Below are 23,280 nucleotides of genomic sequence, written 5' to 3' on the forward strand. Positions count from 1 at the left end.
CCCGGAAGTTCAGAGAGCGCCGAAGCCATGAGATCCACATCCACTGTGGCGTTAAAGGAGGCAAAGAACTAGGCGGGTTCACACTGTCCCGGCGACCTTACTGCATTGGATTACAACCACGATTATCATCACTCCATCACACCAACGATGGAGACAACACTTGCGCAAGCCCCGCGATTTTGATTCGGAACTGAAGGCACTTGCCGACAAGGCAAAGTAGTTAAAGGAACGCCGCGTGCGCGACCTTGATGCGCTGGTCACTGCAACAGGAGCCGACGCGCTCGATGCCGATGTCCTGGCAGGCGCACTGCTCGATGCTGCGGCGAATACCGACAAGGCAATCGGGGAGGGCTGGCGCAAGCGCGGCGCGGCCTTCTTTCAAGGTAAGTCACGCGACAATTCGAGCGGACCTCGCCAACAGCCGGAAGGCACTCTATCGCTTGATGGCGGCGCGGCACAGGCTTGAGGCGGCGAAGGCACGAACAGACATGCGCGAATGGCAGGTCAAACGCCGCGAACGGACCCGGCAACTGATCGAGCTGGGCGGCCTGGTTGCAAAAGCCGATCTGGTCGAACTGACCGACGATGATCGTGCTGCGCTCTACGGAGCATTCCTCACCGTCGCTGCCAAGCTCCGCGGGCCGGACGGAGCGCAGGCGCTAGTGTTGTTCCGACGCAAAGGCAAGCGGGCATTCGAGGCGGAGCAATCAGGCTGATCGGCAAAGGAGAGCGGCTCCAGACTCTGCAAATGGGGTTAGCGGCAGCTTAGCGCCCTAAAGTCGGACTTTGGAATGTGAGATTGCCCTTACCGAAAGCGGACATCGTGCTTCAAACGCAACCGTGTTGGAAAGTTTGAGCGCAACGCACGCAACCATGGCCGAAGCGTCATCTGTTAAGTTAGTTAGAGCATGAGCACCGCCCGTGTCGGTCCACCAAGTGCTTCGGGGTGAGTATGGCACTAAACGGCAAAGGCTCGAAAGGCTGTCAATCAACACGAATGACTCAATTCAAAGCTGCGAGCTCACAAACCTCTCGCAACTCCCGACCTAGCCTACATAGGCGGTCTTGACCTGGGTGAAGAACTCGCGAGCGTAGCTGCCTTGCTCGCGTGCGCCATAGCTGGAACCTTTGCGCCCACCGAATGGGACATGTGGATCGACCCCGGCCGTGGGCAGATTGACCATGACCATGCCCGCTTCGGCATTGCGCTGAAAGTCTCGCGCCGCGCATAACGAAGTGGTGCAGATACCGGCGGAAAGGCCAAAGTCGGTGTCGTTGCAAGTCGCCAATCCCTCATCGTAATCGGCGACGCGGATGACCGAGGCAACCGGCCCGAAAATCTCCTCACGGCTGGTCCGCATCTTGTTGTTTGCTCCGACAAGTAGGGCGGGCGCCTGAAAGAATCCTTCTGTATCACGGTTGAGCCGCTCTCCGCCGATCACTTCAGCGCCGTCTTCCGCTCCCCGTGCGACAGAGTTGAGATTGCTATCAAGCTGGCTCTGCGAGACAACGGGGCCGATTTGGGTGGCTTTTTCCAGCGCGTGCCCAACCTGTAGACTTTTCATCGCGGTTATCAGCTTGTCGATAAAAGCGTCGTGGACCCCGTCGGTGACGATGAGGCGCGAGGATGCTGTGCAGCGCTGCCCGGTCGAGAAGAACGCGCCATTCAACGCGCAATCGACGGCGTTATCGATATTCGCATCATCCAGCACAAGCAGCGGGTTCTTGCCTCCCATCTCGGCTTGGACTTTTCGGCGCAATTTTGCACATGCCTTAATGATTTTCCCGCCGACGCCAAAGGAGCCGGTGAACGTCACGGCATCGATTCCGTCGTGACCGACTAGCTCAGCGCCTATCTGTCCGTTGCCCTGCACAAGGTTGAATACACCCTTCGGCAAGCCGGCCTCATCCAGAATTGCGGCGAGCGCATCGACCGTAGCCGGGGTTAACGATGCCGGTTTCATCACCACGGCATTACCAAAGGCCAAAGCCGGGGCCAGCTTCCAAACGGGAATCGCGATCGGAAAATTCCATGGCGTAATCGCGCCCACCACGCCCAAGGGCTCGCGGGTGATTGAGACATCTACTCCCGGGCGCACAGAATCGATGACTTCGCCATTCAAGCGTAGCGCCTCACCAGCAAAGAACTTGAGCAACTGCCCGGCGCGCGCCGTCTCACCGATGCCCTCGGCCAGTGTCTTGCCTTCCTCTCGCGCCAGCAGCTCGCCAAGCGCCTGCTTGCGTTCAAAGACCAGATTGCCCGCGGCGTCGAGGATGTGCGCACGATCCCAGATAGAAGTCGCGGCCCAGGCACGCTGCGCGTTCCGCGCCGCCTCTACAGCGTCATCGAGGACGTTTGTATCGGCCATGTGCGTGACCCCGATAAGGTCGGAAAGATCGGACGGGTTGCGGTTCTCCAAAGTGGCCCCGCCCCCTCGGAGCTCGCCTGCGATGCGGCTCTTATAGATGTCCATCAAAGCTCTCCCACATGAACAACGGTTGCGTTCGCAGGTTCGATGACGACCGGGTTGGAAAGGGGTGATCCATAATCCGGCGCACCAATCTCCATGACATCGCCATCGGTAAGTTCTACCCCATCCGCGAAGCTCAGAACGGCCGTGCCGAGAAAATGGATGTGTAGGTCGCCCGGTCGACAATGACGCTCATACTTGAAATGATGATGCTCGAGATTGCCGAGCGAATGGGTCATATTCGCCTCTCCCGTTGCGAAAGACCTTTGCCAGACCGGTGCGCCGTGTCGCACGATCCGGGCTGTCCCGTGAATGTCGCGCGGTGGCAGACCAAGCCTCAGGGCTGGGCCAATACTGCAGGGACGCAGTTTGGAATGCGCGAGATAGAGGTAGTTTTGCTTTTCGATTGTGTGATCGGAAAACTCATTTCCGAGCGCCGATCCGATCCTCTGCGGCTGACCGTTTGCATCGACAAGATAGATCATGGCGAGTTCGGGCTCTTCCCCAGGCCCTTGTCCAAACGCGGGAGAGACCAGGGCAGCACCGGGTGCAACAACGCTCGCTCCATCGCCTTTGTAAAACCACTCTGGCGGTGTTCCAGGCTTTGATGTCGCTGCACCGCCCTCCAAGCCCCATTGAAACAATCGTGCGGTATCCGTTTCCGCCTCCGCAGCGGCGCTGGCGTGCATCTGATCGCGAGTTTCGGCGCTGCCTTTGTGAGTTAGTCCAGTGCCGCTGACCAGACATCGGTACGGGTCTGGATGCGTGATGGGTGGCAGCAAGCGCTGTTCTTGTGCCAAATTCTCCGCTTTGAGAATCGCGCCCTGAAAATGGTGGCTCGCATCTTTCAACGACGTTCCACTCGTTGCCATTATTGCATTGATGAAGGTGAAGGTCGAAAGCCCTTCAGTGTGCGTTCTGACTTGATCTGTAATAGGGTCAAGTAAGCCGCAGACCGGCTGATCTTGATCGCTCGTGAATTGTACCAACAGCATGGCAATTGCCCTCGCAACCCGACCACATCGGGCCGCATATTATTATGTCAGATGTATTGACTTAATTGTCTGACAATTGCAAGCTTCTGGCTTATATACAGCCCGCTAGGTTTTGGACATGACCGCTTCAGTAACGCCGCTTCGGCGTCCGCGCATGCATGACGAGTTGAGTCGTCAGCTCGGTGCCATGATCGTCAATGGGGATGTGGCGCCAGGGGAAACGCTCCCCAATGAGATGTCGCTTTGTGAGCAATATGGCGTGTCGCGCTCGGTTGTTCGCGAATGCCTGCGTGTCCTGGCTTCAAAGGGCCTATTGGTTGCGCGAGCGCGCGTGGGGACCATCGTTCAAACGCCGGACCATTGGCAATTGATGGACAACGATATTCTAAGCTGGATGGAGTCCGGGCCTGCGCTTGAGAAACTGTTGAAGTCATTGATAGAAACACGCTTGCTGATCGAGCCAGAGGCCGCCGCAATGGCGGCGCGTCGCGCCCGCGCCACAGACCTTGTTGCCATCGAATCCGCGCTTGATGATATGGCCTTAACCGAAGCGGATCGTGATGCTCATTTTGATGCGGACTTTGCCTTTCACGCAGCGATCATTGCCGCCAGTGGAAATGTCATCTTTGGCCAATTTCTTGGGGTCATCCGCAAAGCCTTGATCGAGAGTTTCAAACGCAGCTCGCGTCGCACCGCTCAAAGGCAGGTCGCGCTACCGCGCCATACCGCCGTATTCGATGCCATTCGGGCGAAAGATGAAACAGCCGCGCGTTTGGCGATGACGGAATTGCTGGATGAGGCCAGAAAAGTACTTTTTGCGGAACCAGAGACATGACCACACCTCCGGCGAAGCCGAAACGCCGCTCGCAGGAATGGTTCGGCCAGCTCAGCAAAGATGGGTTCTTGCACCGCTCTTGGATGAAGAATCACGGTCTGCCCGAAGACAGCTTTGATGGCCGCCCGATTATCGGGATATGCAACACCTTCTCCGAGCTGACTCCTTGCAATGCGCATTTTCGGGGGCTGGCCGAGAAGATCAAGGCTGGCGTCTATCAGGCGGGCGGAATACCACTGGACTTCCCGGTCACTTCGCTTGGTGAAACCAATCTGCGCCCCACAGCGATGCTCCTGCGCAATCTTGCTGCCATGGATGTGGAGGAATCAATCCGAGCCAATCCGATTGACGGCGTTGTTCTAATGACCGGCTGCGACAAAACCACCCCATCTTTGGTCATGGGGGCGCTCTCCTGCGATTTGCCATCAATAGTCATTTCCGGCGGCCCCATGCTCAATGGTCGCTATATGGGCCGCACCGTCGGTTCTGGAACAGATGTATGGCGATTGTCCGAAGAAGTTCGCGCTGGCAAAATCTCTCAAGCTGAATTCATGGCCGCGGAAGAAGGCATGTCGCGTTCGGCCGGCCATTGCATGACGATGGGCACTGCCTCGACTATGGCCAGCATGGTGGAGGCGCTGGGCCTTGCGCTTCCTACCAATGCGGCAATCCCAGCGGTTGATGCGCGCCGAGAACGCCTCGCTTGGCTCACGGGTCGCCGGATTGTTGATATGGTGCGCGAGGATCTGAAACCTTCCTCGATCGTAACTCGCGCGGCATTTGAAAACGCGGTAATCGTCAACGGAGCGGTGGGCGGCTCGACCAATGCCGTCCTGCATTTGCTGGCTATGGCCAAGCGCGCCGAGGTTGATTTCAGCTTAGCCGATTGGGACAGGATTGGCTGCGACATTCCGTGCCTCGTTGATCTTATGCCATCTGGTCAGTTTCTCATGGAGGACTTCTACTATGCTGGCGGTCTTCCTGGCGTGATGAGTCGATTGAAAGATAAGCTGCATCTTGATGCCGTTACAGTGACTGGTCAGACCTTAGGCGAGAATCTTGCGGACGCGGTCGTTTATGATGACGCCGTGATCACTCCTTATGACCAGCCTTTTAAGCCGCATGGTGGTATTTCGGTTCTGACGGGAAATCTTGCACCCAATGGAGCGGTTCTAAAACCGTCGGCCGCCAGCCCACACCTGTTGAAACACAGCGGCAAAGCGGTCGCTTTTGAATCCATCGAAGACATGAAGGCGCGCATCGATGACCCCGACCTTCCGGTCACAGCCAATAGTATCCTCGTGCTAAAGAATTGCGGTCCGCGCGGCTATCCTGGGATGGCTGAGGTTGGGAACATGCCCCTGCCCAAGAAGCTTCTCGAGCAAGGCGTGCGCGATATGGTGCGCATCTCCGATGCACGTATGAGCGGCACAGCCTATGGCACAGTGATTCTGCATTGCGCTCCTGAGGCTGCCGCTGGCGGCCCCCTCGCTTTGGTTCAAACGGGCGACACTATTTCGCTCGATGTCGAAGCACGGCGCCTCACTCTGGAGGTGGAAGAGGGCGAGCTCGCCCGCAGGCGCGCGGCTTGGCAGGCGCCCGAGCCGGCAATGAAGGGCGGATATCAGAGCCTCTATGTCGACCGGGTTACGCAGGCTGACGAGGGCTGCGATTTTGATTTCCTGCATGGCAGGCGTGGTGCTGCGGTCCCCAGAGAGAGCCACTGATTAGCAGGGCACCTTCTCCCGAACGCTCATGAACCAATACCTCTGTGTGACAAATCTGTCGCAATGGGGGCAATTTGGCCTCCCTCCTCATCTATCCCGCTGGATACATTCTTGTGAAGCGCTGTGTGGTCATCTATCCAGCGGGATAAAAATATGCCGAGTGTTAAGTCATCGGCACGCGTGGAGGGAGAGAACATCGTGAAAAAAGCATATCTTTACGGGATCGCCGCCGGGGCAATGATATGCGCAGCCGGACAGCCTGCGCTCGCCCAGCAGGAAGAAGTCGACGCATCAGCCGAAAGCCCGAACACTATCGTGGTAACGGCGCAGCGCGTTGAACAAGATATCCAGGATGTGCCGATTTCCGTCACCTCGATCGGCGCGGACGACTTGAGCGTTCGCCAGATCGACAGCTTCGAACAGCTACAATACGTGGCACCCGGAATCTCGTTCAACGCCGGGGTTAACGCCAGACAATCAGCGACAATTATCCGCGGGATTGGCACCAGCCTATTCAACTCTGGAATTGAAGGCAGCACCGCCATCGTTGTCGATGGCGTTGTTCTGGGACGCGAAGGCGCTGGCCTGCTGGACTTTTCCGACCTTGAGCGGGTCGAAGTCTTGCGTGGCCCGCAGGGCACATTGTTTGGCAAGAACGCGTCGGCAGGGGTTGTCTCTTTCGTCACCAAGAATCCGACCGATGAACTAACGGTCGACGCATCCGCTTCTTACGGCAGCCTCAACGAGGTCAATCTTTCAGGCGCGATTTCCGGACCTGTTTCAGATGGGATTTCTGCAAGAATTAGCGGCTTCATGAACCGCCGCGACGGTATTGTTGAAAACATCAATCCCGACGCGTCGCAAACTGACCTTAACAATCGCAACGACTTTGGCTTTCGTGGGAAGCTTGCGATCGATCTGGGGGGCGGTGCAGATCTCGTGATCGGTGCCGACTACAGCCAGCGCGACGACAGGTCCGGCGCGCTGACAGCACGGAGCTTCTCGGACGGCAGCCCAGGCACCGGTATCTTTGGCACAGGCATCCCCTTGATCCCCAGCCTTGCTACGGCGGCTGGCATCACGGCGTCTCCAGAGAACGACCAGATTGCCAGCGAGGGTGATTTCTTCGCCGAGGCTGAGGTGTACGGCATTTATGTCGAGGCGAGCATTCCGGTCGGAGATCATGAACTGGTCTCGCTTACATCATACCGCGGTTGGGAAAGCCGCGACAACAATGATGCTGACCTGGTGCCCCAATTGTTCTTGGAAGTGAACTCAGGGGATTTGACGCAGGAGCAATTCAGCCAGGAGTTCCGGCTGGTGTCGCCGCAGGAGGAGCGCCTGCGCTATCTGTTGGGTGCCTTTGCCTTCGTTCAAGAGGTTGTCGACAGGCAAGAGGCGATCGGCACGTTCGGATTTGACGCTCTGGGTCTAATTCCGCCAGGAACCACAACCGGCAGCACGATGAATGCGACGACCGACGAAACGAATTTGGCTCTGTTCGGCCAAGGCGAGTTCGACGCGACCGATAATCTGACACTGATCGCAGGATTGCGCCTGCTCTATTCCGATGTTTCTTCGACGATGCTTCGCCAGCAGGTGGACAGTGCGCCTAGCGGTGCGATCGTTGTGGGACCACGCGCATTCGGCCCAACCGAAGCGACACCCCTCACAGCGGGCGAGGATGACGTTGCGCTGGTCTGGCGGCTGGGCGCCAAGCTGCAACCGAATGAGAACACCAATTTCTTTGCCACAGTCACACGCGGGTATAAGTCCGCCGGTACGAACACCAGTTTTGATACACTCGAAACGTCACCCGGGTCAGGTGAGTTTGCGACTGTTGCGCCGGAAATTCCAACCCAGTTCGAACTGGGTGTTAGGTCGCGCACTTCAGACGGTCGTTTGACGGCCAATCTCACTGGCTTTTATACGATCATCGATGACTTTCAGGCGCAATCGCTTGTGCCAACGGATTCAGGGGCAACAGGCTTCTCGGTCGTCAATGCGGGCTCCGTCGAAACCTATGGCTTCGAAGCCGAACTGACAGTCATACCGATCGAGAACTTCACGCTAAGCGGGACTGTCGCTTACACCAAGGCGACTTACCAGGATTTCGATCAGGCTGAATGCTATGCATCGCAGACTGAGGCAGAAGGCTGTATGACGGATGCCGACGGAAACCGGTTTCAAAACCTGGATGGCGTTGATCTGGGCCTATCGCCAGACTGGATCATGAATTTTGTGGGCCGCTATGATTTCGATGACATCGGGAGCGCCCGTCCTTTCGCGCAGGTCGGGCTGCAATATCGCAGTGAGACCTTGTCATCCAACAATGGCAATCCGGACACTCTGATTGACGCCTATGCGCTGCTTGATGCGCAAATCGGCACGACCTTGTGGGACGGGACGGCCACTTTGACCGTGTTCGGTCGCAATCTGACGGATCAGAACTTTGCAACCGCTATCGTTCCGGGTGTCTTCGATGATGGCGGCACGGCTCAGTTCGTGACGGTCGAAGCCCGGCGGACTTTCGGTGTAAGACTGGCCGTTCAGTATTGATTGCTGTGGGTCAACAAGGCAGCAATCGGAGAGGCTGCGCAGGCCAGCGCGGGTTCATTCGTCTATCGGGCAGAAGATGTTGACGATTGTCTCGGCGTGGGCCTGCACAGCCTCATCTGTGGTGCAATCATAACCGTGCGCGATCTGGATTTCTTCCTTTACCGCGAACATATTCTGGCAAGCTCCGGTGATGATGTAGAGAAGCGAAACCGAGGGGGCCTCTTTCGGAAAGACCCCACTTTTCTTCAGGGTTTCGAGCAAGAGCCGGGCCTTGCTGTGGCCTTCGCGCATATATCGGTTGATCGCGATTTCCAGTCGATCCGAGGCAGCCACGGATTCGTGCAGCATGATCCGGGCATGCTCGGGATGGCGCGCGCAATAATAGACATACTTTCGCAGCCATTCGCGAAAAGCTTCGCGATCACCACGGGCCAGTCGCTCGCTCTCTTGGGCGGTGACAGCGATTTCCCGGTCCAGCCGCTTGAACAAGAACTCGACTGCGGCGAGCCAGAGTTCGTCCTTGGTCTTGTAGTGATAGCGAATATTGCCATGGGTCAGGCCGACCCGCGCCGCGATATCGCGCAACCGCGCCCGTTCGAACCCTTTCTCAGCAAACTCTTCCAGCGCGCTTTGCAAGATGTCAGCCCGAGAGCGTTTGGAATCGTACTTCTTCTTAGCAGATCGCTGGCGCAGCTTTTCCATACAGCTCGGGCTACCATACAGGTCTGCCGCCTCGCAATGATCCCGCGAGAAGGAGGCTAAGCGATGCCCAGATCCCCGAAAGTCCCTTTTCCATCGCGGCTGGGCTTCGGTATCGGCGATTTGTCGTTCGTACTGATCTGGCAGGGCACCGCGCTGTTCCTGATGTATTTTTACACCGACGTCATGGGCATTGCCCCTGCTGTTGCCGGCGCAATCTATCTTGTCGCCATGATCTGGGACGCGATCACGGACCCTATCATTGCAACCCTTGCCGAACGTGCGCGGGTCACGCGCTGGGGCAAGTATCGCCCGTGGCTCTTGTTCGGGGCTGTGCCGCTGGCCGTCAGCTATCCGCTTGCGTTCTCTACCCCCGGCCCGCTCGAGATTGATCCGGTTGTCTGGGCTCTGGTCACGCATTTGCTGCTGCGCACGGCCTACACGCTGGTGAGCATGCCCTTTAACGCCTTGCAGGCCCGCCTGACTGACGACGCGCAAGAACGCGCGGTGCTGGCGGGATTCCGCATGGCTGGTGCCGCGAGCGGCGGTCTCATGGTCGCGGTCATGACCCCGGTCATGGTCTCGCTTTATGGCCCAGGCCGAGAAGCCGATGCCTATTTTGCCGCAGCCTGCCTTGGCGGGGTGATCACGTTCGTCAGTCTCGGACTATGCTTTGCCTTCATGCGCGAACCTCATCGCGAAGATGACCATATGGAGCGCCCTCCTTTCCTGCAGGATTTGGCTCAGATGGGGCCGCTCTTCCTGCGCAATCCGCCGCTGATCCGGGTCTTCTCGGTGATCATCCTCGGCTCTGTCTGCATCGGCATGTTCAGCAAGAACGTCCTCTACCATTTCAAGTACGACTTGGTTCAGCCCGATCTGGTCGTCTGGGCGCTTACCTTGCCTGCTATGTTGCTGATCGCGACTGTCCCCTTCTGGGTTTGGCTGGCTGGCAAACGGTCCAAACGCGATGCCTTGGCCGGCGGGATATCGATCGCACTTGTCGGCTATCTCGTGTTCTATTTTTATTCGGGCGCAAACATTGTCCTTATCATGACGGTCATTTGCGTCATTGGCTTCGGCGTAGCCGCTTTACCGGTAATGTATTGGTCCATGCTGCCCGACACCATTGAGTATGGCGAAGCGATGCTCGGTGTTCGCGCCGAGGCGAAGACATTTGGCTTCGCCGCCTTTGCCCAAAAGGCGGCGATCGGGATCAACGCTCTGCTCTTGGGTCAGCTTCTGGGCTGGGCCGGGTTTGAAGCCAATGTTGACCAAAGCGAGGCAACACTGGCGGGAATGAAGGCCATCATGGCCCTGATCCCTGCGCTGGGCTGTGTTGCCATTCTGCTCATCATTCGCGGTTACGAACTCGACCGCGCTCGCCACGCCGAATTGGTTGAGATCGCCTCTGCTCACCGTGAACAAGCAAAGACATGAGCAACGGCGGCCGCTCAGAAATGCCGAGCGAGATCGTTCAGCGCCATCAACGTCTGCGGAATAATGCTGATATGGCCTAGCTCGTCGTAGATCCGCAGGTCTGCATGCGGGATCAGGCTTGCCGTATGGTGCGCCATGAAGACCGGGATCAGGGTATCTTCACCCCCGTGCACAAGGATAACTGGGCACTCGATCGCGCCGACGTCAAAGCTTCTCCAGCCCGGCCCGTGCGGCCCATCGGCAATTCGGTCATCGACGAAACCCTGCACCCCAAAGGCAAAGTTTTCCCGGCGGTTCGCTTCGGCGTTGGCCAGCATCGCCGGATCGGCAAGAACCGCCATGTCGGCTTTCGAAAGATCGGTGAACAGTCCCAGCATTTTGCTGCCATCCTCGCCGAAGCGATCCTGTGTCAGAGAGATCGCAGCCTCGCGATCGGGAGCGTTCCAGACATCATGGTTCCAAACCCCAGGCATGCCTTCTGCCGCAGGAGCGTGATGCATATCGGTGTTAGCACAGCTTGCCACAACACCGGCAACGCGCTCGGGCGCGTTTGCGGCGAGTGCGAGCGCATATCCTCCGCCGGTGGAGATTCCGGCAGTCAGGAACCGCCCAAGGCCGAGAGCATCCGCAACGGCAAGGGCATCGCTGCACCATCCGCCAATCGTGCGTCCGGGCTGCGGCGTTGACAGGCCATAGCCTGGCCGGTCGATGCCGATCAGCCGCAAATCAAGACTCGCATCGGCTACGCCTGCTGCCGCGCCCGCAGGTTCCTTCCGGCTCCCCGGCCCGCCATGACACCACAAGACGGGCACACCGCCAGGTTCGCCATAATCACAATAGCCGACTGTGCGTCCATCCGGCATCTTCAGAGTGTGATCGGCCACGCGTCGTGAGGTCCTTATGCTGGCGTCTGTTCCGAAACCAAGGCGTCGCGGTAGGGGGTCAGATTCCATCCTGGGTACCGCAATTGCGCGCGTTTCAGTGTCGTCTCGCTCCAGAACGCATGGCCTGGCAACGGCACGCCGAAACAGGCGAGTTGCTCAGGGCTCGCATGATCGAATATCTTGTTCCAAGGCTTCTGAATATCATTGGCCCACGCATGAAAGGCGATGTTCTCATCGCCTGCACGCTTGAAGCACGCCATCACCGCATAGCGACAGCCATCAGGCGCCGTCATATTTGTGCCGCGGTGATAAACATCGATGCTGTAAGGCAGAATGCTTCCGGCGGGCGACGCGGCGGAGGCCGCCACCTCTTTCAGCGCGCTTTGCATTTCAGCTTGATCGCTAGAGCCGAGAGACAGAGTGTCCTCGGGTGCCGCAATAGGCGCGGCGCGGCTTTTCGGCACGTAGTGTGTTGGCCCGTGGGCTTCGGTAACATCGGTGAAATAGCAGATAATCGTCACGCATTTCATATGCGCCTGCTCTGACGGCACGGTCAGCGTATGATTTACAAAGTCGCAGTGAAAGGGCTGATCATAGTCCGCGTCCCCTGTAAACTTCGCCCAGGCCTGGCATTGATAGAGATGGACAGCGTCGGTTCTCAGGAAATCCTTGGCCAAATTGATGAGCGCTGGATGCACGCCGATCAGGTTCAGCGCGGGCGAGCAATCAAACGGTATCGGCTGCAATCCCGTGAACTGCGCCAGGTCGAATGTGCCGATCTTGTCGCCTTTCGTAGACGTTGCAGCCGTTTCTGATTTCGATTTGGTGCCGAACACAGCTTCGAAGTCCGCCCGAACGGCGGCAACCTCGTCAGGCGTGAAGAACCTGTCGATGAGAACGCCGCCTTCTTGGGTCCAGGCCTCAACATGTTCCCTAGAATGACGGACGCTCACACTGTTCCCCTCATGACCGAGTAACCCGAAGTGTTGATTCCCGCCCGAAAGACACGACGAAGGCCGATGCACTTGCCCTTGCCGGCGGACTGGAGTGGTTTGCGCCTATAATGCTTAGAAGCTCTCATTTTATGTTGCTCTATGTGTCGGCGGATCATTTTATCCAGCAGGATAGGAAAATTCATACGACCCTGACAAGCGAAATCTGTCAAGCTCAGGTGAACGACCCGAGCCCGATATTGACTGCGCAGTAAAGTGTCTGCTCTCCCGCCTGGTCAAAGACTTTAACCGACGGAGTTTCGAAACGAGGCCGCTTTTGGTGATCTTGAGCATAGAGCCGACCTTCCGCTTCACATCCCCATTACTCTCGCATGGAACGCGAGAATCCAGTCATTCTTCCTCTTAAGTAGCGGTTGGCTGCACGGGCAAAACGGTCGAGGTCAAACCTTCCGATAAGGCGCTCAACCCCGTAGCTGCATAAGCGCATGCGTCAGGGTATTCTACGTGGCCATCGCAGAGCGACGGGTCCGAGGCATATTCGCTGGATCTGCGCTGATGCAGATCCAGCGGTTGCCAGTTAACGCGGTTTTCTCAAACGCTTCTCTATTGGGGCTTCCATGGACAGTGCCTTTATTCATCCCGCGCCCGATTGGACACCTACTCTGCGGTGGGGAGATTCAATTCCCATGAAGTGGGTTCGTGTGTCTGACGGATTGTGGTTCGTGTGGCCGCCAAGACAGTTTTCGACCGAAGAACCCAACGGCCTGAATATTTGGCGAAACAACAACGGTCGGGACGATACTTACAAGCCCGATCGACCATCCCACTTTGCTTCAATGGACTTGCCCGCGCCCGAGTACTGCATTCCTGAGAAGCCAGTCAGCTGGCACGGCGATCATCAAGCAAGCTGGGATAGCTACCCCGATGGACGAACGTTCGTGAAATTGAGTAAATTTGACGTAGCCTTTGAGCGCGCCAAGGTCAGTTTCCGGTTCGCGCGTAGTTTTCTTAGTCATGAACTGGGCTACTACTACCCAGAGTTCATAGACAGCCCGCCCATAGCGCCCGCGTGTAAATGGGCAGCGGGCAATTTCGGAGCACGTTCTTCTCCAAATGCTGAGCAGAGAATCTGGCATTATCCTACCCCGGATGGCCGTCGCTGGGTCGGAACCTTCGATATCGAACCGGAAGGCCTGACTTTTCATCGCCTCTCTGAGCTGCCTCCGCCATTTCTGCCCTCGGATAAGGAGGTTGCAGCAGAACTCGCTACGATTGAGGAAGAGAAGAAATGGGCTGGCGACCTCTGGCCGTTATCTCAGATGCAACGCGATATGGCAGAATCTGACGAATTCATGGAGCTTATCAGAGTAGATGATTTTGCTCGGCAATTTCGTCTTTTCTTTATGAATAATGAAATGGTCCATTTGCGAAGCGGAAAGAGGGTTAGAACGACAACGGATGATACGGGAGCTTGGCTACTCGCTGATCTCCGTTGCTATCATGAGCGTTGGCAGCAATGTGACCACTATCCCAGGGAAGGGGAGGATCCGGCTGCACGCGATACGATTGTTCGGTTGTTTGCAGAGGTTGGCTATGCACCTTTAGAGGTGGAATTCGACGGGGACGCTTACCTTGAAAGACTACGGTCCATTTGGGAGACAATGCCTCTCAAGGTGAAGCGGGTAGTGCTCGCCGAAGATGGCAAGGTTCAGGCTCTAGTGCTGGCGTGGGCGATGGGTGAGTTCTGGTCTCAGGAAAATGGTTGGATCACCGAACTGCAAGACGGTTCCAGTGAAGAAATTCGATTGAGAGGCGGTCATATCCCTGATGCTATCAAGATAGCGCAGATGGTGGAGGAAGGTCTGCTTTCCGACAAGAGCACATAGCTCTCGAATGTCGGGGGGTGGGTCGCTAGCCGAATGACAGTTTTCAAGTATCTTTCGACTACAAGCGGACAGTCTGCAAACGGCCCAGATTATGCCGTTACCGAGCATCGGGCGAGATCGGAATTGGCGGATTGCGAAGGTCGATTGGGTTGAACATAGGACACCATGCGGCAACACCACATCGCGAATATTGAGGTGGCCGAAAAGGTGGACCATACTTCGCAACATGACCCAAGATACTGAGTTTGTTGAACGTTTATAGGGAAATGGTGCCCAGAAGAGGACTCGAACCTCCACGCCCTTGCGAGCGCCGCCACCTGAAGACGGTGCGTCTACCAATTCCGCCATCTGGGCACGGGTGCGGTCGCAACTTGCTGCTGACGAACCGCGGGTAGGGGCGGGCCGATAGCGATCTTCGCGGCGTTCTGTCAACCGAATATCGCCCTGGTGCTGCCATCGCTAAGGTCGACCCCTTGCAGCGGGTGACGATTTTTTCGCCACGCTGCGATAGCGAGCCGGGGACTGCTCAAATCTACCGCGACCACGATTGATTTCGCGTCGATCCTGGTCGAGTGTACGTTGCAAGTTGTTGGACGAGGCGAATTGGAGAACGCAGTGACGACGCGGCGCGACCTGCTCAGATACACGGCTCTTGGAGCAGCGGCTCTGGGAGTGCACGGCGAGGCCCTGGCCAGTCCCGCGTTCGCAGCGCAAGCTGAAGGCGCGATCGCTCTTCCGCCGCCGATCTCCAACGCCGAGCGTCAGGACCGCATCAAGCGCGCTCAGGCTCTCATGCAACAGCAGGGCATGGCCGGCATCGTGGTCGAAGCGGGCACATCGATGCTTTATTTTTCGGGGCTCGCGTGGGGACGGGGCAGCCGCCTGACCGCGCTGGTCATCCCCGCCACCGGCGCGCCGGTCATCGTCTCGCCTGCCTTTGAAGAGGGCAAACTGCGCGAGCTGATGGTGGTGGATATGGAAGTGCGCACCTGGCAGGAGCACGAAAGCCCCTTTGCCCGCATTGCCGGTGTCCTTGATGACCGCGGGGCAAAAGGCGCGATCGGGCTGGAGCGCACGACGCGGTTTTTCGTGACCGAAGGCCTCAGGTCGGATGCCCCGGATCGCGCGCTGGTCTCAGCCAATGCGGTCGTCTCGGCGCTGAGACAGATCAAGAGCCCGCGCGAAATCGCGCTGATGCAGGCCGCGAGCGATATCACCATGGCGGCCTATCGCGACACCTACGCGCAGATCGAGACGGGTATGACGGGCGGCGATGTGAGCGCGTTGATGGAGGCGGCGACCCGGGCGCGCGGCGGACGGCCAACCTTTACCCTGGCGCTCGTCGGAGAAGCGAGCGCTTATCCCCACGGCTCCAAGAAGGTTTACCGCCTGAACGAAGGTGAGATCATCCTCATGGACTGCGGCTGCGATGTGCACGGTTACAAATCCGATATCTCACGCACCTGGGTGCACGGAGAGCCGAGCGCCGAGCATCGCCGGGTCTGGAACACGGCGCGGCGCGGCCAGGATATCGTGATGGAAACCGCGCGGATCGGCGCGCCGATTGGCGCGATCGATGACGCGGTGCGGCGGTACTATGAAAGAGAGGGTTGGGGCCCGGACTATACGCTGCCGGGCCTGTCGCATCGCACCGGACACGGCATCGGCATGGACGTGCACGAAGACCAGTTTGTGGTGCGCGGTAACGAAACCCCAATCGCTCCGGGGATGTGTTTTTCGAACGAGCCGGGCATTTATCTGCCGGGCCGCTTTGGCGTGCGGACCGAGGACTGCGTTTACATGACCGAAGACGGTCCGCGTCTTTTTACAAAGCGCGCGCCATCGATCGATCACCCGATGGGCTGAACGCCTTGGGCCGTGCGAGCCTTTCCGATGAAAAGCCCCGACCGGTGAAGAGCAGGACACCGAGCCGGGGCTTTGGAAGGGGCTTGGGGGAAACAGCCCTTTACGTGTTGGGGGCGAGAGCGGAAACTGCGCTCAGCCGCCGCGCATCGCGGCGCTGGTGCCTTCCTCGATCATCGCAACCGCCTTGGCGCTGGCTTCCTGGGCCGGCGTTTCGCCCGTCTTGATTGCGTCCGCCATCTTGAGCAGCTCTCCGGCAATGGTCGTGCCCACTTCCGGGTTTTGCGCAATGATGATACCGCCGTTCTCGCGCATCACCTCGTCCCATTTCGCGCGCACCGCAGCCCAGTAATCCTTGGTCTTGTCCCAATAGGCCTCCGCGGCCTCAACGTTGTAATCGTCGAAGCGCTCATAGGTGTTGAGCACGTATTCCTGCACCACCGGGACCAGTTCGCCCGAACCGTCTTCGGCCGGCATCATCTTGGTGTTGTCCTGCCAATGGATCCAGCCCTTGGGTGTGATCTGGTGGCGGTTGATGCCCCTGTAGCGATCGTAGATCGGGTCGCGCACCGCGTCGCGCCGGGCGAGGGGGCGCATGGTCCAGTTCGAGCGCCAGCGCTTGACGCCGTTGGTCACTTCCCATTCGCCCCATCCCGCGTAGCGCGGGCTGTCATCGACCTGATAGACCGTCTGCGACCAGCGCCCGGCCCGCATCGCTTCGGGAACGTCGGTCAGCTCCCACGTGTCGCCACCGGAGAAGGTGAGGATTTTCTCGGGCTCGTACTGCCAATCCTGGCGCCAGTGCTTGACGACATAGGGTTCATCCGTCGTGCCCACGACCAGCAAGTGCTGGAGGACGATCTTGGTGCCCGTGTCTTCGATCACGCGGACCGATTCGTAGCCGCCCGAGACCTTTTTATCGATCGGAGTGTAGCCTTCCATCCAGGCGGTCGATTCCTGCATGTCGAAGGTGACGGCGAAATCGCCTGCCATCGAAAGGATCGTTTCGCGATCGGCCTCGAACGCGGCTTTGGCGGCGTCATCGCTGCGCACGATCGGGTCATCGGCAAGCGCGGGCGCGGGGGCAGCGGTGAGGGCGATGGCGGCAAGGCCGCTCGCAAGGAGTGTTTTCGATAGTTTCAGCATGGCAGCGTATCCCAGTTCCATTTCGTGCTATTGCGAATAATATACAACAAGTGGGCGGCGCTTAAAAGCCTTTTGACCAGGTGAGCGCCGCCTTGAAGTTGCGTCCCGGTTGGCTGACTCCGGCGTTTACGACCTCAAAATCGCGGTCCGCCAAGTTGTCGACCCCCAGATCGACGCGGAAGCCTTTGAGCGGGCCGCTTTCGGGTTCGAACACCAGATAGACATCGTTGACGACATAATCGTCGCGCACGTCCTGTGGTTCGTTCACCTCGTCGAACGTGGCCGCGTAGATGGTGCGAAGGCCGAGACGAAAACCGCTGTCGCCGACGCGGGTGCCCACATCGACGAACAGCGTGTCGGGTTGAAGCACCCCTTCCAGAAACTCGCCTGTATCTTCGTCCACGCCATCGATGCTGGAAAAGTTTCCGCGCGCGTAGAAGTAGTCAGAGGCATAGGAAAACTCGACTTCGAAGCCGTCAATCTTCGCGTTGCGGATGTTGACGTTCTGGCTGGTGTTGCCGAATTCCGGGCCGGAGCCGCAGGGTTGGACAAACGGGCTTGCGACAAAGCAGCCGGCGGGAACATTCACGTCGAGGCCGATCAGATTGTCGACTTGGCTGTTGTAATACGAACCCTTGACCGAGAAGCGGTCGCCACCGCTCACAAGGTTGTCGAGCTGGAGGCCTATCCCGAACTCGTAGGTTTCGGACTCTTCCGCTTCGAGATCGGGGTTGCCGACGAAGGTGTTAGTCACAAAGCTTGGCCCCATCGGGCCGGCGGGCGCGGAGAGATCGGGGATGACGAAGTGCGCGCCGTCCGCGAACGCTTCGTTGAACGAAGGCGCGCGAAAGCCCAGCGAGTAGTTGCCGAAGAAAAGCAGCTGCGGGATTGGTTCGTATGAAACGCCGATCTTGGGAGAAAGTGCATCGTCGTCGATCTCGAAGCTGTCGTCTTCGGAGGTCGACTGGAACGAATCCCAGCGAACGCCGGGGATGACGCTTAATTCACCGGGAATGGGACCGAGCGAGGCGAGGGTCAGCTCGGCCTGCGCGAAGACACCGACAAACTCGGTCTCTGCGTCCGGCACGCCGCCGCGGGTTCCATCCACCGTGTCGGTGTCGATCCCGGTTTGCTCATCGCGGTAATACTCTCCGCCATAGGTAAGGGTAAGGTCAGAGCCACCCCCCAGATCGAAGCGCGAGCGGTTGTCGATCAGAAAGCCGATCGTCTCGACCTGCCGGTCCGCGATACGGTCACTGGAGACCTCATCCTCTTCGACCGAATTGTTGGTGTAGTATCCCACCAGATTGAGGTCGATGAAGCGGGTGTCGGGATTCCAGTTGAGGCCGATCTGCGCGGTTTCGCTGGTGATATCGCGAAAGACGAGCTCGTTATCGGGTCCGGCCAGATTGTTGCCTTGCGGGTTGCTGGGATCTGTCGAATCGCTGTTGTAGCTTGCGAAGGAGCCGGTGATTTCGAGCGCGTCGCTGGGCCGCGCGGTCAGTTTGAAAAGCTGCGAGACAATCTCGTCATCGGCGGGAAGGGTGGTGCCGTTGCCAAGATCTATGCTTCCGGAGTCGCGATAGGTGACGTTTCCAAGCGCGTCCCACACGCCATCGGAGGATTGCGCCGCGCCGGTTACGCCAACGCGGAACTCATCGTTCACGCTTTGGAACCCGGTGTTCAGGCGAACGCCGAAACGCTCTCCCTCGTCGAGCATATCGTCCGCGGTGATCGTGCGGGTGGCGATCACTCCGCCAAGCGCGCCCGAGCCGTAAAGAGCCGAGCTGGGCCCGCGCACGACTTCGATGGTCTGAACGAGTTCGGGGTCGAGGAAGAAGCGGCCATCATGGCCCGAAATGAAGCTCTGGCGCGCGCCGTCCTGGAAGATCAGGACGCCGTTGCCCGAAAGCCCTCGGATCGACGGCGCGTCGCCTGTGCGGCGCGGCCCGCTCTCGAACGTTGCGCCGGGAATCGCGACAAACACGTCCTGCAAGCTGCTGGCGTTGAAATCGTCGATCACTTCGCGTTCGATCACGGTCACCTGGCCGGGAAAATCGAACGCGGTTGTCGGATTCCTTGTGGCCAGGACGGTGATCACCGGGTCTTGCGGTTCGGCCAGCTCGCCGTCGGCCTCACGCTGCTGGGCGAGGGCAAGCTGACTGCTGGCGCTGAGCGCCGCGGTGAGAGCGAGGCGCGAGACAGTGCGAAATCGAGTGCTCAAGACGGATCCCTAATTGCGAATGATTCACAAGAGGAAGCCTCAATATGCGAATGAGAATGATTGTCAACAGCAGCTCAAGAGAAAATGCGAATTAATTGCAAGTTCAATTGCAAGTAACGCCTGGCATCGGCGCACGCGCGTTTCGCTCACGCAATGCACGCGCGATCACACGACGCGGCGCGGACCCGCTGTGCGGTCGCGCAGAAGCCCAGCTTCGCGCAGGACGTTGGTCTTGAGATCCATATGCGCCGGGCGGCTCGCCCGCTTGGCCAGAACCCTCGCGATGCGCGAGACCATATAGGCCGGATCAAAGGGCTTGCGAATGAAGTCCTGCGCACCCGCGTAGATCGCTTGTTCTTCATCCCGCGCGCCGTGCATGCCTGTAAACATTACGACCGGCAGGTCGTAGAACTGCGGGCTTCCGCGCAGCTTTCTCAAAAGCGTGACGCCGGACATGCCGGGCAAGTCCTGGTCAAGCAGAAGAAGATCGGGGCGCCTCCGGTGCGCGACTTCCCACGCCTCTTCGCCGGTGGTGACCCAGCCGCATGCGTGACCGACATCGATCAGCGCCTCCGAGGCGAGTTCGGCAATTAGTTCGTCGTCATCGGCAATCAGGATACGGGCCATGGTGTGTTCTTTTTCGTCCGTTTCGAGGTCGGGGGCAGGATGTATGGTTACCCGCGCGCTTACCAAAGCCATCTTGGCACCGACACCGTTGGCACTACCTACTTTGACGTTGCCGTCGCGGGCTGAGCGCTGCAGACGGGCACCCATGATTCGAGACAACCAATCCGACTCGTTTGTCCCTACCCAGGGCATTCACAATCTGCGCGATTACGGCGGATGGACGGTGAGCGGTGGCGGGCGGGTAAAGCGCGGCCGGCTGTGGCGCTCGGGCCAGCACCGCGACGCGACCGATGCCGATCTCGAAGCGTTCCACGATCTCGGCGTGCGCACGATCATCGATCTTCGCGGGCTTAGCGAGCGTGAGAAGTTTCCCTGTCGGCGACACGACGCGTTCGATGCTGACATCCTCGCCTATGCCGGCGAGACCACGAATTCGCCGCCGCATATGGGCGATGGAGAACCCGTCACCATGACAGCGCAGCGCGCCTTTGACCGGATGATCGCGGTCTACACGCGAATGCCGGTCAACCCGGCTATGGTCGCGATGTTCTCGCGCTATCTCGAAGCGCTGGAGCGCCGCGACGGGGGCAGCCTTGTGCATTGCTTTGCCGGCAAGGACCGCACTGGCATTGCGGTGAGCCTGCTGCTTCATGTTCTGGGCGTTCACCGCGACGATGTCATCACCGAGTTTCTGCGCACCAATGAGGCGCCAACCAAACACATCCTCGAGCGCCAGTCGCTCCCGCGCATGCGCGAGGTCTACGCGGGGATCGAAGACGAGGCGGTCGAAAACCTCATGAATGTGCGGCCTGAATATATCGCCACCTATTTCCAAACGGTCGATCGCGAATACGGTTCGCTCGAAACCTACCTCGCTGATACTTTAGGTGTGGATGAGACAAGGAAAGCTCGCCTGCGCGAGCGCTACATCGGCTAAGGCTGGGGCTGACAACCGCGAGGGCGCCCCCCATATGCGCGCCACGAATGCATCAGGCACACAAACACGAACCCTACGAGACGATCTATGGCAACCCACCGCACGAAAATGCTCATCATTGGCTCCGGTCCTGCAGGCTATTCCGCAGCGATTTACGCAGCGCGCGCCATGCTTGAGCCGATTGTGGTCCAAGGGCTTCAGCCGGGCGGTCAGCTCACGATCACGACGGATGTCGAGAACTATCCCGGCTATCGGGACGTGGTCCAGGGCCCGTGGCTCATGGAGGAGATGAAGGCGCAGGCCGAGCATGTCGGAACGCGCATGATGTACGACATCATAACCTCGGTCGATCTCGAAGGCGGCTCTCCGTTCCGCGCGGTGGGCGACAGCGGCGATGAGTATATCGCCGACACCATTGTCATCGCCACGGGCGCGCAGGCCAAGTGGCTGGGCGTTCCGGGCGAGCAGGAATTGGGCGGAAAGGGCGTCTCGGCCTGCGCAACCTGCGATGGTTTCTTCTATCGCGGTCGCAAGGTGGCTGTGATTGGCGGGGGCAACACGGCGGTCGAGGAAGCGCTCTACCTCACCAACCATTCCGACGATGTGACGCTGATTCATCGCCGCGACGAGCTTCGCGCGGAGAAGATCCTGCAGGACCGGCTGTTCAAGTCGCCCAAGATCAGCACGCTGTGGAACAAGACGGTAGAAAACTTCGTGGCGGGTGAGGATGGATCGCTCCATCACCTTGTGCTCAGGGACACGCAGACCGGCGAGACCTCAACGCTCGAGGTCGATGGCGCCTTTGTGGCGATTGGCCACGCACCCGCGACCGAGCTGTTCAAGGGCAAACTGGCGATGGATGACGCGGGCTACCTCGATGTCGAGCCCGGCACGCCCAAAACGGCGATCCCCGGTGTGTTCGCAGCCGGAGACGTGACCGACCATGTCTACCGCCAGGCGGTGACGGCGGCGGGCATGGGCTGCATGGCGGCGCTCGACGGTGAGCGGTACCTGGCGACGCTGGAGGACACTCCGGCAGAGGCCGAAGCGGCGGAGTAGGCGCCGGTCGCCTCACGCGGCTCGGATGAAGTTCGATCCCTGCAACTCGGTGCCCGCGCCGAAGACGATCATCGCGGCGTTGAAGATGAGCGCGATCAGCACAAGGCTGGAAATCGCGAAGAGAACGAAACGCACGATGACCTTGTTGGCCGTCACCTGGACGAGGCTGTGCGTGATACGCAGGCCGACATAGATCCAGCCGAGAAATGCGTTCATCCCGTCGCCGGCTCCAACGATGGCCAGAACGATGGCGACCGCGTAGAACACGGTCGGCTGCTCGTGCAGGTGGTTGTAATTGTGCGCCTTCCACTGGACCTGCGGCGGCAGCTTCTGATCGAGAAGCGTGGCCTTCTGCGCTTCGTCGGGCTCAATTTGCGCGCGCTGCATTGCCGGAAGCCGGGTCGCGTACATCCACGCCCAGATGATCATGGTCCAGATCATCAGAGCCACGACGGGTTGCAGGATGTCCATGCCCATAAGGATGATGCTTTCTCTCATGAATGCGCTCGCTCAGGTCGGCAGCGCGGAGGGATCCGCAAAGACGGTGACGATCACTGCCCGTACAGCCAGAACGGTCATCGCAAGCGCGCTCAGCAAGAAGAGTGCAAAGCGCACCGGTATCGTGTTGATGAGTATCTGCCAGAACGAATGCAGGATCCGAAGGCCGACATAGATCCACGCGGCAAAGATGTCTGCGGCGCTCGGCCCCATGATCGCCAGAATCACGACCGCGGCGTAGAACAGCGTGGGTTGTTCGTGCAGATGCGTATGGTTGTGCGCGGGCCAGTTGGCTTTGTCCGGAATGACCCCTTCAAGATCGGCGCCGCGAACGCCCGCTTTGCCGGGAAGCTTCGACTTGTCTTGGACCTTGGCGATTGCTCCGAAGCGCGAAGGGATGATCCAGAACAAGACAATGATGGTCCACAAAACGAGCACCGCAGCGGGTGCGAGCATCTGCGCTTGCATACAAAGAGA

The 23,280-nt window shown here is 58.9% G+C and carries 19 protein-coding genes, 1 tRNA gene and 1 pseudogene; 10 read left to right on the top strand and 11 right to left on the bottom strand.

The window, feature by feature from the left end:
* Positions 1 to 160 precede the first annotated feature (160 nt).
* Positions 161 to 466, top strand: a pseudogene (locus tag QNI87_RS02050) (conjugal transfer protein TraD).
* Between the two features lie 22 nt (positions 467 to 488).
* Complete coding sequence (locus tag QNI87_RS02055; protein WP_034959144.1) at positions 489 to 716, top strand: conjugal transfer protein TraD; 228 nt, start codon at positions 489 to 491, stop codon at positions 714 to 716.
* A 330-nt stretch (positions 717 to 1,046) separates the two neighbouring features.
* On the opposite strand, the gene QNI87_RS02060 is transcribed toward QNI87_RS02055, so the two are convergent.
* Together QNI87_RS02060 and araD1 are read right to left on the bottom strand one after the other, a co-directional pair.
* The gene (locus QNI87_RS02060; RefSeq protein WP_300593260.1) at positions 1,047 to 2,474 is read right to left on the bottom strand and encodes an aldehyde dehydrogenase family protein; all 1,428 of its coding nucleotides are present in this window, start codon (positions 2,472 to 2,474) and stop codon (positions 1,047 to 1,049) included.
* Positions 2,474 to 3,466: an AraD1 family protein gene (gene araD1 / locus QNI87_RS02065; protein WP_300593262.1), complete on the bottom strand. Its 993-nt coding sequence runs from the start codon at positions 3,464 to 3,466 to the stop codon at positions 2,474 to 2,476. Before araD1 ends, QNI87_RS02060 begins: the two co-directional genes overlap by 1 nt.
* Positions 3,467 to 3,584: 118 nt before the next feature.
* Between araD1 and QNI87_RS02070 the strand changes: the two genes are divergently transcribed.
* The 3 genes from QNI87_RS02070 (at position 3,585) to QNI87_RS02080 (ending at position 8,587) form a co-directional block, all read left to right on the top strand.
* Entirely contained in the window at positions 3,585 to 4,301 is a 717-nt protein-coding gene (locus QNI87_RS02070) for a FadR/GntR family transcriptional regulator (protein ID WP_300593265.1), read from the top strand.
* Positions 4,298 to 6,028: an L-arabinonate dehydratase gene (gene araD / locus QNI87_RS02075; RefSeq protein WP_300593268.1), complete on the top strand. Its 1,731-nt coding sequence runs from the start codon at positions 4,298 to 4,300 to the stop codon at positions 6,026 to 6,028. The genes QNI87_RS02070 and araD overlap by 4 nt, the downstream gene beginning before the upstream one ends.
* A 198-nt stretch (positions 6,029 to 6,226) precedes the next feature.
* Positions 6,227 to 8,587 (top strand): TonB-dependent receptor, encoded by a 2,361-nt coding sequence (locus tag QNI87_RS02080; protein ID WP_300593271.1) that lies wholly within the window; start codon positions 6,227 to 6,229, stop codon positions 8,585 to 8,587.
* Between the two features lie 54 nt (positions 8,588 to 8,641).
* Here QNI87_RS02080 and QNI87_RS02085 read toward each other — a convergent pair whose 3' ends face one another.
* Positions 8,642 to 9,289: a TetR/AcrR family transcriptional regulator gene (locus tag QNI87_RS02085; protein ID WP_300593274.1), complete on the bottom strand. Its 648-nt coding sequence runs from the start codon at positions 9,287 to 9,289 to the stop codon at positions 8,642 to 8,644.
* Positions 9,290 to 9,352: 63 nt separating this feature from the next.
* On the opposite strand from QNI87_RS02085, the gene QNI87_RS02090 reads away from it, so the two are divergent.
* The gene (locus tag QNI87_RS02090) at positions 9,353 to 10,726 is read left to right on the top strand and encodes a glycoside-pentoside-hexuronide (GPH):cation symporter (protein ID WP_300593277.1); all 1,374 of its coding nucleotides are present in this window, start codon (positions 9,353 to 9,355) and stop codon (positions 10,724 to 10,726) included.
* A gap of 14 nt (positions 10,727 to 10,740) precedes the next feature.
* Here QNI87_RS02090 and QNI87_RS02095 read toward each other — a convergent pair whose 3' ends face one another.
* Together QNI87_RS02095 and QNI87_RS02100 are read right to left on the bottom strand one after the other, a co-directional pair.
* On the bottom strand, positions 10,741 to 11,610 hold the full coding sequence (locus tag QNI87_RS02095; protein ID WP_300593280.1) for an alpha/beta hydrolase: 870 nt from the start codon (positions 11,608 to 11,610) through the stop codon (positions 10,741 to 10,743).
* Positions 11,611 to 11,624: 14 nt separating this feature from the next.
* Entirely contained in the window at positions 11,625 to 12,563 is a 939-nt protein-coding gene (locus QNI87_RS02100; RefSeq protein ID WP_300593283.1) for a phytanoyl-CoA dioxygenase family protein, read from the bottom strand.
* A gap of 686 nt (positions 12,564 to 13,249) precedes the next feature.
* On the opposite strand from QNI87_RS02100, the gene QNI87_RS02105 reads away from it, so the two are divergent.
* The gene (locus tag QNI87_RS02105) at positions 13,250 to 14,449 is read left to right on the top strand and encodes a hypothetical protein (protein WP_300593286.1); all 1,200 of its coding nucleotides are present in this window, start codon (positions 13,250 to 13,252) and stop codon (positions 14,447 to 14,449) included.
* A gap of 267 nt (positions 14,450 to 14,716) precedes the next feature.
* Here QNI87_RS02105 and QNI87_RS02110 read toward each other — a convergent pair.
* Positions 14,717 to 14,803: transfer RNA gene (locus QNI87_RS02110), tRNA-Leu, on the bottom strand.
* 261 nt (positions 14,804 to 15,064) lie between these two features.
* On the opposite strand from QNI87_RS02110, the gene QNI87_RS02115 reads away from it, so the two are divergent.
* Positions 15,065 to 16,315 (top strand): Xaa-Pro peptidase family protein, encoded by a 1,251-nt coding sequence (locus QNI87_RS02115; RefSeq protein WP_300593289.1) that lies wholly within the window; start codon positions 15,065 to 15,067, stop codon positions 16,313 to 16,315.
* A 132-nt stretch (positions 16,316 to 16,447) separates the two neighbouring features.
* Here the strand turns inward: QNI87_RS02115 and QNI87_RS02120 are convergent, their stop codons facing one another.
* The 3 genes from QNI87_RS02120 to QNI87_RS02130 all read right to left on the bottom strand — a co-directional run bounded on the left by QNI87_RS02120 (position 16,448) and on the right by QNI87_RS02130 (position 20,309).
* Positions 16,448 to 17,479 carry a DUF6607 family protein gene (locus tag QNI87_RS02120; RefSeq protein WP_300593292.1) on the bottom strand — a complete coding sequence of 344 codons (1,032 nt, stop codon included), beginning with the start codon at positions 17,477 to 17,479 and terminating at the stop codon, positions 16,448 to 16,450.
* A gap of 40 nt (positions 17,480 to 17,519) precedes the next feature.
* Positions 17,520 to 19,682 carry a TonB-dependent receptor gene (locus QNI87_RS02125; protein WP_300593295.1) on the bottom strand — a complete coding sequence of 721 codons (2,163 nt, stop codon included), beginning with the start codon at positions 19,680 to 19,682 and terminating at the stop codon, positions 17,520 to 17,522.
* Between the two features lie 165 nt (positions 19,683 to 19,847).
* The gene (locus tag QNI87_RS02130; RefSeq protein ID WP_300593298.1) at positions 19,848 to 20,309 is read right to left on the bottom strand and encodes a response regulator; all 462 of its coding nucleotides are present in this window, start codon (positions 20,307 to 20,309) and stop codon (positions 19,848 to 19,850) included.
* A gap of 145 nt (positions 20,310 to 20,454) precedes the next feature.
* On the opposite strand from QNI87_RS02130, the gene QNI87_RS02135 reads away from it, so the two are divergent.
* Entirely contained in the window at positions 20,455 to 21,246 is a 792-nt protein-coding gene (locus tag QNI87_RS02135; RefSeq protein ID WP_300593301.1) for a tyrosine-protein phosphatase, read from the top strand.
* An 87-nt stretch (positions 21,247 to 21,333) separates the two neighbouring features.
* A complete protein-coding gene (trxB, locus tag QNI87_RS02140) occupies positions 21,334 to 22,305 on the top strand; it encodes a thioredoxin-disulfide reductase (RefSeq protein ID WP_300593304.1) in 972 nt (323 codons plus the stop codon).
* Positions 22,306 to 22,317: 12 nt separating this feature from the next.
* Here the strand turns inward: trxB and QNI87_RS02145 are convergent, their stop codons facing one another.
* On the bottom strand, positions 22,318 to 22,803 hold the full coding sequence (locus QNI87_RS02145) for an MAPEG family protein (protein WP_300593308.1): 486 nt from the start codon (positions 22,801 to 22,803) through the stop codon (positions 22,318 to 22,320).
* Positions 22,804 to 22,815: 12 nt separating this feature from the next.
* Positions 22,816 to 23,271 carry an MAPEG family protein gene (locus QNI87_RS02150; protein WP_300593311.1) on the bottom strand — a complete coding sequence of 152 codons (456 nt, stop codon included), beginning with the start codon at positions 23,269 to 23,271 and terminating at the stop codon, positions 22,816 to 22,818.
* Positions 23,272 to 23,280: the final 9 nt, after the last annotated feature.

The organism is Erythrobacter sp. (assembly GCF_030066995.1).
Taxonomy (GTDB): domain Bacteria; phylum Pseudomonadota; class Alphaproteobacteria; order Sphingomonadales; family Sphingomonadaceae; genus Erythrobacter.

Bases quoted from the DNA above. Each gene is read 5' to 3' on its own strand.
- QNI87_RS02055 (WP_034959144.1), top strand. From the start codon at position 489: ATGCGCGAATGGCAGGTCAAACGCCGCGAACGGACCCGGCAACTGATC.
- QNI87_RS02060 (WP_300593260.1), bottom strand. From the start codon at position 2,474: ATGGACATCTATAAGAGCCGCATCGCAGGCGAGCTCCGAGGGGGCGGG.
- araD1 (WP_300593262.1), bottom strand. From the start codon at position 3,466: ATGCTGTTGGTACAATTCACGAGCGATCAAGATCAGCCGGTCTGCGGC.
- QNI87_RS02070 (WP_300593265.1), top strand. From the start codon at position 3,585: ATGACCGCTTCAGTAACGCCGCTTCGGCGTCCGCGCATGCATGACGAG.
- araD (WP_300593268.1), top strand. From the start codon at position 4,298: ATGACCACACCTCCGGCGAAGCCGAAACGCCGCTCGCAGGAATGGTTC.
- QNI87_RS02085 (WP_300593274.1), bottom strand. From the start codon at position 9,289: ATGGAAAAGCTGCGCCAGCGATCTGCTAAGAAGAAGTACGATTCCAAA.
- QNI87_RS02090 (WP_300593277.1), top strand. From the start codon at position 9,353: ATGCCCAGATCCCCGAAAGTCCCTTTTCCATCGCGGCTGGGCTTCGGT.
- QNI87_RS02105 (WP_300593286.1), top strand. From the start codon at position 13,250: ATGAAGTGGGTTCGTGTGTCTGACGGATTGTGGTTCGTGTGGCCGCCA.
- QNI87_RS02120 (WP_300593292.1), bottom strand. From the start codon at position 17,479: ATGGAACTGGGATACGCTGCCATGCTGAAACTATCGAAAACACTCCTT.
- QNI87_RS02130 (WP_300593298.1), bottom strand. From the start codon at position 20,309: ATGGCCCGTATCCTGATTGCCGATGACGACGAACTAATTGCCGAACTC.
- QNI87_RS02135 (WP_300593301.1), top strand. From the start codon at position 20,455: ATGATTCGAGACAACCAATCCGACTCGTTTGTCCCTACCCAGGGCATT.
- trxB (WP_300593304.1), top strand. From the start codon at position 21,334: ATGGCAACCCACCGCACGAAAATGCTCATCATTGGCTCCGGTCCTGCA.
- QNI87_RS02145 (WP_300593308.1), bottom strand. From the start codon at position 22,803: ATGAGAGAAAGCATCATCCTTATGGGCATGGACATCCTGCAACCCGTC.
- QNI87_RS02150 (WP_300593311.1), bottom strand. From the start codon at position 23,271: ATGCAAGCGCAGATGCTCGCACCCGCTGCGGTGCTCGTTTTGTGGACC.